Origin of the sequence: Escherichia sp. WS1265 (assembly GCF_046487585.1) — a bacterium.
Classification (GTDB): Bacteria; Pseudomonadota; Gammaproteobacteria; order Enterobacterales; family Enterobacteriaceae; genus Escherichia; species Escherichia coli.
Genome location: NZ_JBJQJE010000010.1, coordinates 23,821 through 38,061 on the forward strand (window position 1 = coordinate 23,821; position 14,241 = coordinate 38,061).

At 48.7% G+C, this 14,241-nt stretch carries 10 protein-coding genes and 2 pseudogenes; 6 read left to right on the top strand and 6 right to left on the bottom strand.

All coding sequences use genetic code 11. The features are described 5' to 3' along the window. Positions 1-118 precede the first annotated feature (118 nt). Positions 119-2,149 carry an alpha-amylase gene (malS, locus tag ACJHX3_RS11590; protein ID WP_000761243.1) on the bottom strand — a complete coding sequence of 677 codons (2,031 nt, stop codon included), beginning with the start codon at positions 2,147-2,149 and terminating at the stop codon, positions 119-121. 319 nt (positions 2,150-2,468) lie between these two features. Here malS and ACJHX3_RS11595 point away from each other — a divergent pair, with 319 nt between their 5' ends. Beyond that, positions 2,469-3,293 (top strand): protein bax, encoded by an 825-nt coding sequence (locus tag ACJHX3_RS11595; protein WP_001297957.1) that lies wholly within the window; start codon positions 2,469-2,471, stop codon positions 3,291-3,293. 107 nt (positions 3,294-3,400) lie between these two features. Here ACJHX3_RS11595 and xylR read toward each other — a convergent pair whose 3' ends face one another. The 4 genes and pseudogenes from xylR to xylF form a co-directional block, all read right to left on the bottom strand. Then, positions 3,401-4,579, bottom strand: coding sequence for a D-xylose utilization transcriptional activator XylR (gene xylR, locus ACJHX3_RS11600; protein ID WP_000494484.1), 1,179 nt, complete (start codon positions 4,577-4,579; stop codon positions 3,401-3,403). 77 nt (positions 4,580-4,656) lie between these two features. Beyond that, a pseudogene (xylH, locus tag ACJHX3_RS11605) lies at positions 4,657-5,838 on the bottom strand (xylose ABC transporter permease XylH). Then, complete coding sequence (gene xylG / locus ACJHX3_RS11610) at positions 5,816-7,357, bottom strand: D-xylose ABC transporter ATP-binding protein (RefSeq protein ID WP_001146509.1); 1,542 nt, start codon at positions 7,355-7,357, stop codon at positions 5,816-5,818. Before xylG ends, xylH begins: the two are co-directional and overlap by 23 nt. 77 nt (positions 7,358-7,434) lie before the next feature. Further along, positions 7,435-8,427: a D-xylose ABC transporter substrate-binding protein gene (gene xylF, locus ACJHX3_RS11615; protein ID WP_094308225.1), complete on the bottom strand. Its 993-nt coding sequence runs from the start codon at positions 8,425-8,427 to the stop codon at positions 7,435-7,437. Positions 8,428-8,792: 365 nt separating this feature from the next. Here xylF and xylA point away from each other — a divergent pair, with 365 nt between their 5' ends. The 4 genes and pseudogenes from xylA to yiaA all read left to right on the top strand — a co-directional run bounded on the left by xylA (position 8,793) and on the right by yiaA (position 12,633). Beyond that, positions 8,793-10,115, top strand: a complete 1,323-nt coding sequence (gene xylA / locus ACJHX3_RS11620) for a xylose isomerase (RefSeq protein WP_001149573.1) — start codon at positions 8,793-8,795, stop codon at positions 10,113-10,115. 71 nt (positions 10,116-10,186) lie between these two features. After that, a pseudogene (gene xylB, locus ACJHX3_RS11625) lies at positions 10,187-11,640 on the top strand (xylulokinase). A gap of 168 nt (positions 11,641-11,808) precedes the next feature. Then, positions 11,809-12,150: an inner membrane protein YiaB gene (gene yiaB / locus ACJHX3_RS11630; protein ID WP_001389879.1), complete on the top strand. Its 342-nt coding sequence runs from the start codon at positions 11,809-11,811 to the stop codon at positions 12,148-12,150. A gap of 45 nt (positions 12,151-12,195) precedes the next feature. Then, positions 12,196-12,633 (top strand): inner membrane protein YiaA, encoded by a 438-nt coding sequence (gene yiaA, locus ACJHX3_RS11635; RefSeq protein WP_001296808.1) that lies wholly within the window; start codon positions 12,196-12,198, stop codon positions 12,631-12,633. Between the two features lie 41 nt (positions 12,634-12,674). On the opposite strand, the gene wecH is transcribed toward yiaA, so the two are convergent. Further along, on the bottom strand, positions 12,675-13,670 hold the full coding sequence (gene wecH, locus ACJHX3_RS11640) for an O-acetyltransferase WecH (protein WP_094322012.1): 996 nt from the start codon (positions 13,668-13,670) through the stop codon (positions 12,675-12,677). 174 nt (positions 13,671-13,844) lie between these two features. Here wecH and ACJHX3_RS11645 point away from each other — a divergent pair, with 174 nt between their 5' ends. Continuing rightward, complete coding sequence (locus ACJHX3_RS11645; RefSeq protein WP_000980158.1) at positions 13,845-14,153, top strand: YsaB family lipoprotein; 309 nt, start codon at positions 13,845-13,847, stop codon at positions 14,151-14,153. The last annotated feature ends 88 nt before the right edge of the window (positions 14,154-14,241 follow it).

Here is a 14,241-nt window from a genome sequence, read left to right on the forward strand (position 1 = left end):
GGTGCAAATCGCTCTGTTGAAGAGGGAGCGGTGCTTTATCCTGCAACGCTGATTAGAGCTGACATTTTATCCTGGTTGGCGGCTTCCCGAGGTACTGACGAACGGGAAGCCGGAAAAGTCACTGTTGCCCAGCCCAGATGACCAGCACTTTATCGTCGCCATGCTCACGAACAAAGCCGTAGCCCTGCTTCAGCGAAAGTGTCGTTTGTTTGCCCTCGCCAATTGCGGGATGGCGGGCGCGGAACTGGCTGATTTTCTGCCAGTGCGCGACGCTGGCGGCAGATTTACCGCTAACATCCTGCCAGTTCATATCCGAACGCGTACCTTGCAGCGGATCCGAACCGGTGGGGCCGAACGGACGCGAGGATTCATCACCATAAAAGATTTGTACCGCGCCTGGCGCTAATAATAATAACTCTGCTGCTTTGTCGCCCCCTTCACGGAACAGGCGGGTATCATGCGACGAGAGGTAGCTCAACACGTTGAAATCCTGCAATTTCTCCGCCATTTTCTGCCAGGTAGTATCCATCTGCGCCAGACAATCGACTGCTTTAGCCGCCTGCTCCTGATAATCGAAATTGATCATCGCATCGAAGCCGTGGCGATAGTAGTCACTTTGCATCACGCCGTGGCCCCAGGCTTCACCGGTCATCCAGAACGGTTTGTCATCTAATGTTTTGTCGGGGTTAGCTTTTTTCCATTCGCGAAGTGCGGCGCTGGCTTCGGTTTTCAGTTGCTGCCAGGCGGGCAACTCAACATGTTTGGCGGTATCGACCCGAAAACCATCAATCCCATAGTCGCGAACCCACTGACTTAACCAGTGGGTTAAGTAATCGCGAGGGGTAAAACCGTCGATGACTTTAGCGTGGGTATTCGTTTTGTTTTTATAGAACACCGGCAGACCTGAAGCGGTAGTTGATTCGGTTTTGATATCCGGCAAAAAGGCCAGCGACATAGTGAGATCGTCAAATCCCGGATTGTCGTAATCGCCGATATCGGTTCTGATCCAGTTTTTTCCCCACCATTTATCCCAGCCTGTTTTGTCGCTGAAATTAATGTAATCGTTAAAGCTATGCCAGGTTTGCCCGGCGGCAGGTTTCCAGTCGCTCCAGCGTTCCCCCAACGTTTTTTTCACTTCGTCACCAGAAAGATATAACGCGCCAAACTGATACTCCTGCATATCCGCCAGTGTGGCATAGCCGGTGTGGTTCATCACGACATCAAAGAGAATACGAATACCGCGCTGATGCGCGCTATCAACCAGCGTCCGTAGATCGGCTTCGCTGCCCATATTGGCATCAAGGTTCGTCCAGTCCTGGGTGTAATAACCATGATAGGCATAATGCGGGAAATCACCTTTTGTACCGCCGCCGACCCAGCCGTGAATTTGCTCAAATGGGGCACTTATCCATAAAGCATTGACGCCCAGCTGCTGGAGGTAATCCAGTTTGTTGGTCAGGCCGCGTAAATCGCCGCCGTGAAAAGTGCCAATTTCTGCCATACCGTCTTTATGACGTCCGTAACTCTGGTCATTACTGGGATCGCCGTTTTCGAAACGATCTGTCAGCACAAAGTAAACCGTGGCGTTATGCCAGTCGAAAGGGGCGGAGGCGTCAGTTTCTGCCCGTTCCAGCAGGAGTAAACCGTTGCTGGTGGCAGCGGGTTGTAACGTTATTTGACCGTTCTTCACTATCGCAATTTGCTGGCTGTAATAATCCCGGACGGCGGCTCCCTCCGGAAAAGTGGCGCTAACATCCAGTGTGAGCGGTAATCCATCCCATTTCGGGCATTCACGGACCAGGCTTGCTACCGGTTCGACGGCGTTCTGGATGGAAATCATCAATGTTGGTGTACCGGAGCGGGTGTCTAGTTGCAGCGTATATTCGCCGTCCCTGAACAATCGCCATTGAGGTGGCGTGTTGCTACAAGGTTGCAGGGAAAGCATCTGATTGAGTTTTATCGCATCCGCAGGCTGCCAGCACTGTTGGTCAAAATTTAGCGTTAGTGGACGCGTACCTTTGGGCAACTGCGCGTGGCTGACAAATGTTCCCGTCCCCTGTTCGCTAAAGGCGGGAAACCCCGGAGAAGTCCAGCTGGCGGCAACGGCGAAGCCAGGAAGGAGTGTCAGAAAACAGGCGGCGAGTTTCATGGCGGATGAGTCCTTATTGCTGCGATTTCAGACAGTTTGCCAGCGATAAGCCAGACAAAACTCATCCCTGAGCGGTAAGTCCACAGGATGAGAAGCAAGGGTGAGCGATCGCGCGCAAAAAACGGCTGAATTTTGCGATAAACCCCACATTTTCTGCGATTTAGCGCCAATCTGAATCGTTAACTCGTGACATAGTTTCAGATTTGGACTATTCCTTGGGGTGCTCTTGACAGCTATTTTTGATATGATTTGAGATTCAACTCTCAAATTTGTGAAAAATATAAGGTGTTGGAATGATTAAATCCGACCAGGAGACCTGATGATTTTGACTCCCATACGACGATATGGGGCGATGATTCTTATGTTACTCACTCTGGTGTTTTCGAGTGAGGTGTTAGCGAAGACGCACACAACAACAGCGAGTCAAAAGTCCCACTTAACTAAAGCTAGTAATAAACAGGTAAGCAGTAAACAAGAGTATTCTCGCAATAGTGCAAAGAGTAGTTCACTTCCTGATTTGCGAAAATACCCTTCCGGAACACCAAGGAAAAAGGCGTTTCTCCGGACTGTAATGCCTTACATTACCAGCCAAAATGCGGCCATTACTGCGGAACGTAACTGGCTGATTTCAAAACAGTATCAGGGCCAATGGTCACCTGCTGAGCGTGCGCGTCTGAAAGACATCGCCAAACGCTACAAGGTGAAGTGGTCTGGTAATACGCGAAAAATCCCGTGGAATACCTTGCTTGAACGCGTAGACATTATCCCCACCAGTATGGTAGCGACGATGGCTGCAGCAGAAAGCGGTTGGGGAACGTCGAAGCTGGCGCGCAACAACAACAATCTGTTCGGCATGAAATGCATGAAAGGACGTTGTACTAATGCGCCGGGTAAAGTGAAGGGGTACTCACAGTTTAGTTCTGTCAAAGAATCGGTGAGCGCCTATGTTACTAACCTGAATACGCATCCGGCTTACTCTTCGTTCCGTAAATCGCGTGCACAGCTGCGTAAAGCAGATCAGGAAGTGACTGCCACAGCGATGATTCACAAGCTGAAGGGCTACTCGACCAAAGGGAAGAGTTATAACAACTACCTGTTCGCAATGTACCAGGATAACCAACGGTTAATCGCGGCGCATATGTAATTGCATTTCCTCGAGCCTTATCCGACTTGTCGGTCGGATAAGGCTTTTGCTCGCATCAAGTGATTGTGCTGAGTTACCTGATGCGACGCCGACAACTCTCATCATCGCTACAACATGACCTCGCTATTTACATCGCGATACTCTTTTGGCGTCGTGTCATATGCTTTTTTAAAAACAGAGTAGAAATATTGCAGCGATGGATAACCGCACATTTGCGATATCTCATTGATCGACAAGGTGGTTGAAATCAGCAGACTGCGCGCTTTCTCCAACTTCTCGGCATGAATCATGGCATGGATGGTTTCACCCACCTCTTCTTTAAAACGCTTCTCAAGATTGGAGCGCGAGATCCCGACCGCATCGAGTACCTGATCCACTTTAATCCCTTTACAGGCGTGATTACGAATGTAATGCATGGCCTGAATAACGGCGGGATCGGTCAGCGAGCGGTAATCTGTTGAGCGCCGTTCAATGACGCGAACTGGCGGGACCAAAATCCGCTGTAGCGGCATTTCTTCTTTATCTAATAATCGATGCAACAGTTTTGCCGCCTGATAGCCCATTTGCCGCGCGCCCTGAGCGACCGAAGAAAGGGCGACACGCGACAGATAGCGGGTCAGTTCTTCGTTATCGATGCCAATCACGCATAATTTTTCCGGTACGGGAATGTGTAGATGTTCACATACTTGCAGAATATGCCGCGCCCGGGCGTCAGTAACGGCAATAATCCCGGTTTGCGGTGGCAGCGTTTGTAGCCAGTCTGCCAGCCGATTTTGCGCGTGTTGCCAGTTCTCTGGCGCGGTTTCTAACCCCTGATAAACCACTCCGCGATACTTTTCTTCGGCGACAAGCTGACGAAATGCATATTCGCGTTCAGTGGCCCAACGTTTACCGCTTGATTCCGGAAGACCATAAAAAGCAAAGCGGTTAACGCCTTTCTCTTTTAAATGCAAAAATGCGCTTTCAACCAGCGCATAGTTATCGGTGGCAATGTAATGAACGGGTGGGTAACTTTCTGCAAGGTGATACGAGCCGCCAACCCCAACAATGGGGACGTCGACATCAGCCAGCGCTTGCTCGATTTGTTTGTCGTCGAAGTCGGCAATGACGCCATCTCCTAACCAGTCCTTGATTTTATCAATGCGGGCGCGGAAATCTTCTTCAATGAAAATATCCCATTCCGATTGTGACGCCTGTAAATATTCCCCTACGCCCTCTACTACCTGCCGGTCATAGGCTTTATTGGCATTGAACAGTAATGTGATGCGGTGACGTTTAGTAAACATGGTTCTTTTCCTGCTGAATCATGCAAAAACTCAAAACCGGTAATACGTTACCGGCTTTGAGAAAATTTTTATCAAAATCAAGAACGGCGTTTGGTTGCGGAGTCCATCCATACTGCCAGCAACAGAATCGCACCTTTAACGATATACTGCCAGAAGGTCGGTACATCCATCATGCTCATGCCGTTATCCAGTGAAGCCATGATGAATGCCCCCATTACCGCTCCGGCAACGCTTCCCACACCGCCAGCCAGACTGGTGCCGCCAATCACGCATGCTGCAATTGCGTCCAGCTCGGCGATATTCCCCGCAGAAGGTGAACCAGCGCCAAGTCGAGAACTGAGGATTAATCCGGCGATAGCGACCATTAATCCGTTAATTGCGAACACGGCAAGTTTGGTGCGTTCAACGTTAATCCCGGAGAGCCGTGCTGCTTCCAGATTGCCGCCGATGGCATAAATGCGTCGTCCAAATGCCGTCCGCGTTGCCATAAACATTCCGCCGAGTAACAGCAACGTCAGCAGCAGAACAGGAGTGGGAACGCCACGGTAATCGTTCAACAGCCAGATTGCGCCTAAGACGATAATCGCCGTTAATGCCTGGCGACCGACAACTGCGGTAGAGGCCGGAGACTGCAAACCCAAAGCCTGACGGCGCATTCTTCCGCGCCATTGCCAGCCAACAAAAGCCATTAAGCCAAGCGCGCCAATGATGAAGCCGGTGCTGGCGGGTAGATAGCTTTGCCCGATTTGTGACATCGTGGCGCTGGTGGGGGAAACAGTCGTGCCGTTGGTGATGCCAATGAGTATGCCGCGAAATGCCAACATGCCCGCGAGGGTGACAATAAATGAAGGGACTTTGCGGTAAGCGACCTACCATCCGTTCCAGGCACCGAGAAGCAGTCCCAGAACCAAAGTCACAATGATGGTAAGTAGCAAAGGCCAGCCTAACCAAACGTCACAAATCGCCGCGACGCCACCTAACAGCCCCATCATTGAGCCGACGGAAAGGTCGATTTCAGCAGAAATTATGACAAACACCATTCCTACTGCGAGGATGCCGGTAATCGCGGTCTGGCGTAACAGGTTGGAGACGTTACGGGCGCTTAAGTAGGCACCATCGGTGGTCCAGGTAAAGAACAGCATGATTGCGATGATAGCTGCAATCATCACGAAGACCTGCAAATTCAGTGACTTCAGCCCGGAAAAGCCACCGGATGTCGGTACGGCCAATTTCACTTCAGACGGATTGCTTTTCGACATGATGTTCGCTCCTCAATGCGGCTTCCATCACCTGCTCCTGAGTCAGGTTATGATTTATCAGGTTGGCTTTTAGTTTCCCTTCATGCATCACCAGTACACGATCGCTAAGGCCGAGCACTTCAGGTAATTCGGAAGAGATGACAATAACGGCAATACCCTGCTGGACGAGTTGGTTAATTAATTTGTAGATCTCGTATTTCGCGCCAATATCGATACCCCTGGTAGGTTCATCAAGAATGAGAATGCGCGGGTTGAGTAACAGACAGCGAGCGAGGATCGCTTTTTGCTGATTGCCGCCGCTCAAACGTCCAATAGCAAGGTCGGGGGACGACGTTTTAACTTTGAGTTGCTGGATTGATTCCAGAATACATTTTTGCTCTGCCGCGTCATCAAGCTGGCTAATACCGCCGGTAAATTTATTGAGTGCGGCGAGGGTAATATTTTTACCAACCGCCATTACTGGAACGATGCCGTCGCGCTTTCTGTCTTCGGGGACCATCGCAATCCCCTGGGCGATGGCTTGCTGACAGTTACGAATATCTACCTGTTTGCCATCAATATAAATTTTTCCTTCCCATTGTCCGGGCCACACGCCAAACAGGCACTGAATGGTCTCGGTACGTCCGGCACCAACGAGTCCGGCAATACCCAGTATTTCGCCACGTTTCAGGGAAAACGAGACATCATTAACTCGTTTAATATGACGATTAACCGGATGCCATGCCGTCAGATGTTCAATACGTAATATTTCATCTCCGGTGGTATGTGGTTCATTAGGGTAAAGCGCGGTTAACTCTCGCCCGACCATCATGGTGATAATATCGTCTTCACTCATTCCGGCAGCATCACGCGTACCAATGTGCTGACCGTCGCGAATAACGCAAATCGTATCGGAAATCGCTTTGACTTCGTTGAGTTTGTGCGAAATATAAATACAGGCGATACCGTGCTGTTGCAGATCGCGAATAATATCCAGTAAAACCGACGTTTCCTGCTCAGTTAATGAGGCTGTCGGTTCATCGAGAATTAACAAACGCACCTGTTTATTAAGTGCCTTGGCAATTTCAACCAGTTGTTGTTGCCCAAGCCCTAAATCGCCAACGCGGGTATCGGGTGAAATGGATAAACTGACCTGTGCGAGCAGCTTCTGACAGCGTAGCGTCATCAGGTCATAATCCATAATGCCATTGTGGGTTATTTCGTTACCCAGGAAGATATTTTCCAGCACAGTCAATTCTTTCACCAGGGCCAATTCCTGGTGAATGATGGCGATACCTTTGCGTTCGGTATCGCGGATGTGACTCGCCTGAATCTCTTCTCCCGCAAAAATAATTTCGCCTTCGTAGGAGCCATGGGGATAAATACCACACAGCACTTTCATCAGCGTTGATTTACCAGACCCATTTTCCCCACAGAGTGAGACGATTTCGCCAGCATTCAACCGCAAGCTGACGTTATCAATCGCCTTCACACTGCCGAAGGTTTTGGTAATGTTCTTCATTTCAAGTAGATAAGGCATAACGACTCCACCTAAGCCAATTCATTCACGCGGCATGGAGAGAAATCACGCCCCCGCTCTGCGCCGGGGCGTAACGCTTACAGCTCGCTCTCTTTGTGGAATCCGTCTTTAACTACCGTGTCTTTGATGTTGTTTTTATTCACATCGATCGGTGTCAGCAGGCGGGAGGGAACATCTTTCAGGCCATTATTCAGTGTGGTATCTGCTTTTGGTTCCTGACCATTGCCCAACTCAACGGCAATTTCTGCGGCAGTATTTGCCAACAATGTAATAGGTTTATACACCGTCATAGTTTGCGTACCGGCAGCAATACGTTTAATACCTGCGAGATCCGCATCCTGGCCAGAAATTGCTACTTTCCCTGATAAACCTTGCGCGCTTAATGCCTGAATTGCCCCACCTGCGGTGGCATCGTTTGAGGCAACTACAGCATCAATTTTGTTATTATTGGCGGTTAGCGCGTTTTCCATAATTTTCAATGCGTTTTCCGGTAACCAGCCATCAACCCATTGGTCACCAACGACTTTAATTTTTCCGGAATCAACGTAAGGTTGTAACACTTTCATTTGTCCGGTGCGGAACAGCTTAGCGTTGTTATCTACCGGCGAGCCGCCCATCAGGAAGTAATTACCTTGCGGAACAATATCGACCAGGGCTTTTGCCTGCAGTTCACCGACTTTTTCGTTATCGAAAGAAATATAAAAATCGATATCCGCATCGTTAATCATACGGTCGTAAGCTAATACTTTAATGCCTTCTTGTTTGGCTTCTTTTACAACGTTACTTAATACCTGACCGTTATACGGAATAATGACAAGAACATCGACACCCCGGTTTATCATGTTTTCAATCTGCGACATTTGTGTTTCTTCATTGCCATTTGCAGACTGTACAAATACTTTCGCGCCGAGAGATTCTGCCTTTTTCACAAAGATATCTCGATCTTTTTGCCAGCGTTCAAGACGGAGATCATCAATCGCCATACCTATTTTGACTTCTTTGGCGTGTGCAGCAACATTGGTAAGCAGGAGTGAGGTGCAAAGGGTGAGTAGAATGTTCTTTATTTTCATGGTGTAGGGCCTTCTGTAGTTAGAGGACAGCTTTAATAAGTAACAATCACCGCGATAAACGTAACCAATTTTTAGCAACTAAACAGGGGAAAACAATTACAGATTTTTATCTTTCGATTACGATTTTTGGTTTATTTCTTGATTTATGACCGAGATCTTACTTTTGTTGCGCAATTGTACTTATTGCATTTTTCTCTTCGAGGAATTACCCAGTTTCCTCATTCCATTTTATTTTGCGAGCGAGCGCACACTTGTGAATTATCTCAATAGCAGTGTGAAATAACATAATTGAGCAACTGAAAGGGAGTGCCCAATATTACGACATCATCCATCACCCGCGGCATTACCTGATTATGGAGTTCAATATGCAAGCCTATTTTGACCAGCTCGATCGCGTTCGTTATGAAGGCTCAAAATCCTCTAACCCGTTAGCATTCCATCACTATAATCCCGACGAACTGGTGTTGGGCAAGCGTATGGAAGAACACTTGCGTTTTGCCGCCTGCTACTGGCACACCTTCTGCTGGAACGGGGCGGACATGTTTGGTGTGGGGGCGTTTAATCGTCCGTGGCAGCAGCCTGGTGAGGCACTGGCGTTGGCGAAGCGTAAAGCAGATGTCGCATTTGAGTTTTTCCACAAGTTACATGTGCCATTTTATTGCTTCCACGATGTGGATGTTTCCCCTGAGGGCGCGTCGTTAAAAGAGTACATCAATAATTTTGCGCAAATGGTTGATGTCCTGGCAGGCAAGCAAGAAGAGAGCGGCGTGAAGCTGCTGTGGGGAACCGCTAACTGCTTTACAAACCCTCGCTACGGCGCGGGTGCGGCGACGAACCCAGATCCTGAAGTCTTCAGCTGGGCGGCAACGCAAGTTGTTACAGCGATGGAAGCAACCCATAAATTGGGCGGTGAAAACTATGTCCTGTGGGGCGGTCGTGAAGGTTACGAAACGCTGTTAAATACCGACCTGCGTCAGGAGCGTGAACAACTGGGCCGCTTTATGCAGATGGTGGTTGAGCATAAACATAAAATCGGCTTCCAGGGCACGTTGCTTATCGAACCGAAACCGCAAGAACCGACTAAACATCAATATGATTACGATGCTGCGACGGTGTATGGCTTCCTGAAACAGTTTGGTCTGGAAAAAGAGATTAAACTGAACATTGAAGCTAACCACGCGACGCTGGCAGGTCACTCTTTCCATCATGAAATAGCCACCGCCATTGCGCTTGGCCTGTTCGGTTCTGTCGACGCTAACCGTGGCGATGCACAACTGGGCTGGGACACCGACCAGTTCCCGAACAGTGTGGAAGAGAATGCGTTGGTGATGTATGAAATTCTCAAAGCAGGCGGTTTCACCACCGGCGGTCTGAACTTCGATGCCAAAGTACGTCGTCAAAGTACTGATAAATATGATCTGTTTTACGGTCATATCGGCGCGATGGATACGATGGCGTTGGCGCTGAAAATTGCAGCACGGATGATTGAAGATGGCGAGCTGGATAAACGCATCGCGCAGCGTTATTCCGGCTGGAATAGCGAATTAGGCCAGCAAATCCTGAAAGGCCAAATGTCACTGGCAGATTTAGCCAAATATGCTCAGGAACACAATTTGTCTCCGGTGCATCAGAGTGGTCGCCAGGAGCAACTGGAAAATCTGGTAAACCATTATCTGTTCGACAAATAACGGCTAACTGTGCAGTCCGTTGGCCCGGTTATCGGTAGCGATACCGGGCATTTTTTTAAGGAACGATCGATATGTATATCGGGATAGATCTTGGCACCTCGGGCGTAAAAGTTATTTTGCTCAACGAGCAGGGCGAGGTGGTTGCTTCGCAAACGGAAAAGCTGACCGTTTCGCGCCCGCATCCACTCTGGTCGGAACAAGACCCGGAACAGTGGTGGCAGGCAACTGATCGCGCAATGAAAGCCCTGGGCGATCAGCATTCTCTGCAGGACGTTAAAGCATTGGGTATTGCCGGCCAGATGCACGGTGCAACCTTACTGGATGCCCAGCAACGGTTATTACGCCCTGCCATTTTGTGGAACGACGGGCGCTGTGCACAAGAGTGCACTTTGCTGGAAGCGCGAGTTCCGCAATCACGGGTGATTACCGGTAACCTGATGATGCCCGGATTTACTGCGCCTAAGTTGCTATGGGTTCAGCGGCATGAGCCGGAGATATTCCGTCAAATCGACAAAGTATTATTACCGAAAGATTACTTGCGTCTGCGTATGACGGGGGAGTTTGCCAGCGATATGTCTGACGCAGCTGGCACCATGTGGCTGGATGTCGCAAAGCGTGACTGGAGTGACGACATGCTGCAGGCTTGCCACTTATCTCGTGACCAGATGCCCGCATTATACGAAGGCAGCGAAATTACTGGTGCTTTGCTACCTGAAGTTGCGAAAGCGTGGGGTATGGCGGCGGTGCCAGTTGTCGCAGGCGGTGGTGATAATGCAGCTGGTGCGGTTGGTGTAGGAATGGTTGATGCTAATCAGGCAATGTTATCGCTGGGGACGTCGGGGGTCTATTTTGCTGTCAGCGAAGGGTTCTTAAGCAAGCCAGAAAGCGCCGTACACAGCTTTTGCCATGCGCTACCGCAGCGTTGGCATTTAATGTCTGTAATGCTGAGTGCAGCGTCGTGTCTGGATTGGGCTGCGAAATTAACGGGCCTGAACAATGTCCCAGCTTTAATCGCGGCTGCTCAACAGGCTGATGAAAGTGCCGAGCCAGTTTGGTTTCTGCCTTATCTTTCCGGCGAGCGTACACCACACAATAATCCCCAGGCGAAGGGGGTTTTCTTTGGTTTGACTCATCAACATGGCCCCAATGAACTGGCGCGAGCAGTGCTGGAAGGCGTGGGTTATGCGCTGGCAGATGGCATGGATGTCGTGCATGCCTGCGGCATTAAACCGCAAAGTGTTACGTTGATTGGTGGCGGGGCGCGTAGTGAGTACTGGCGTCAGATGCTGGCGGATATCAGCGGTCAGCAACTCGATTACCGCACGGGGGGGATGTGGGGCCAGCTCTGGGCGCAGCAAGGCTGGCGCAGATTGCGGCGAATCCAGAGAAATCGCTCATTGAGTTGTTGCCGCAACTGCCGTTAGAACAGTCGCATCTACCAGATGCGCAGCGTTATGCCGCTTATCAGCCACGACGAGAAACGTTCCGTCGCCTCTATCAGCAACTTCTGCCATTAATGGCGTAAACGTTATCCCCTGCCTGACCGGGTGGGGGATAATTCACATCTATATATCTCAGTAATTAATTAATATTTAGTATGAATTTATTCTGAAAATCATTTGTTAATGGCATTTTTCAGTTTTGTCTTTCGTTGGTTACTCGTAATGTATCGCTGGTAGATATGGAGATCGTTATGAAAACCTCAAAGACTGTGGCAAAACTATTATTTGTTGTCGGGGCGCTGGTTTATCTGCTTGGGCTATGGATCTCATGCCCATTGTTAAGTGGAAAAGGCTATTTTCTTGGCGTATTAATGACAGCAACTTTTGGCAACTATGCATATCTTCGCGCAGAAAAACTCGGGCAACTGGATAATTTTTTTACCCATATCTGCCAGTTAGTTGCGTTAATCACTATCGGTCTCTTGTTTATCGGTGTTTTAAATGCACCTATCAATGCTTATGAAATGGTGATCTACCCCATCGCCTTTTTTGTCTGCTTGTTTGGTCAAATGCGTTTGTTTCGCCCGGCATGAGCAACATAAAGCTCTTACACATTCAGGAATGAAAGGAATACTGTGATGGACAACAAAATATCAACCTATTCTCCGGCATTCAGTATTGTGTCATGGATAGCTCTCGTTGGTGGTATCGTTACCTATCTGTTAGGGCTATGGAATGCAGAGATGCAGTTAAATGAAAAAGGATATTATTTTGCCGTACTGGTATTAGGACTGTTTTCTGCGGCGTCTTATCAAAAGACCGTTCGGGACAAGTATGAAGGCATACCGACCACCTCCATTTATTATATGACCTGCCTGACTGTCTTTATTATCTCTGTTGCGTTACTGATGGTAGGTCTGTGGAATGCGACGTTATTACTCAGCGAGAAAGGTTTTTATGGACTGGCTTTCTTCTTAAGCTTGTTTGGTGCAGTAGCGGTGCAGAAGAATATTCGTGATGCCGGAATAAACCCACCAAAAGAAACACAGGTTACCCAGGAAGAATACAGCGAATAATTCACATAAGCCCGGTCAGTTCAATGTGACCGGGCTTTTATTTAACTCACTAGTCTGTTTCTGTCGATTCGTTGTACCAGCATAGAAAGTAACAAACTCGCTGCCAACGTCGCGCAAAAGATCCAAATAATATCGAGTATTGGCCAGTTTTTGAGCTCAATTCCCCGGGTGCGCAGTGCATGGATAATCAAGGCGTGGAATCCGTATATACCCAACGAATGGCGGGAGATTAAGCCAAGTCCGCGAACAGTACGCGTATCAAGCGTGTTTTTAACCAGAGTCAATAGCGTGGTTGCGCAGATAAAAACCATCGGCCCACAGTAAAGATACCAGGTATCGGCAAAATTTCCGCGCCACTGCAATTCATATAATGTCCCGCGAGAGATAATAAAAACCCCCATCGCAAACAGTGCGGCGCACACCCACGACAGTGCTTTATGCTGTGTGTCCATCATCCCTATAGCGCGGCCCAACATGCCATACAGGATGTAGTAAAAAGTATCGCCATTGATATATAAGTTAATTGGCAGCCATTCAAAACCGTCAATTTTCTGCGGCACTGTGTTCGGGTTAGCGATAATACCAATCACCACCATTAGCACCAGCAACATTTTTCCGCCGACGTTCTTCACCTGAATCAGCGGTGAAACCAGATAAATCACCGCAATCGCGAAGAAAAACCACAAGTGGTAAAACACTGGCTTTTGCAGCAGGTTTTTCAGCGCTAACTCCATATTGATGGAGGTAAACAGCGCAATGTAGAGCAGTGCGATTGCGCTATAAAAAAGCAGACATAAGCCGATACGCAAGAAATGGCGCGGCTGGGCGCTGCGTTCGCCAAAAAAGAGATAGCCGGAAATCATGAAAAATAGCGGCACGCTGACACGAGAGGCAGAATTCAGAACATTGGCGATATCCCATGTGACGGGGCTAACACTATGAGCATTGGTCACATACCAGGTAGTGGTGTGAATCATCACCACCATTAAACACGCTATCCCTCGCAGGTTATCAATCCAGTAAATTTTGGGCTGCATCTGTGTCTCTGTATCTGGTTAAAAAAAGTCTGACCGATAAATCATTCGGTTGGCGCACTGGAATAATCTGAGTTTTATCACTACAGCTTATAGAGGCTTAAGGAAATTCGTAAGATATCAGCCACTATACCGATATAAATAATAAGACTCACCTGCAAACCAGACGGTAATTTAATGATGATGAACTCTTTCTTTCCGGCAATGGCGCTTATGGTGCTTATGGCGCTAGTGGGTTGTTCTACACCGCCACCCGTGCAGAAAGCACAACGGGTAAAGGTTGATCCTCTGCGTTCGTTGAATATGGAAGGGCTATGCAAAGATCAGGCGGCAAAACGCTATAATACAGGTGCGCAAAAAATCGACGTCACCGCATTTGAACAGTTCCAGGGGAGCTACGAAATGCGCGGTTATACCTTCCGTAAAGAGCAGTTTGTCTGTTCTTTTGACGCAGATGGCCATTTTTTGCATCTTTCCATGCGTTAAGCCCTGCTTTTTCCCGTTTCGTACTGTATATCTTCCATCCAGCGGGTATACTGATCCCTTCCTTTAAATCCACACGTATCCAGCACGA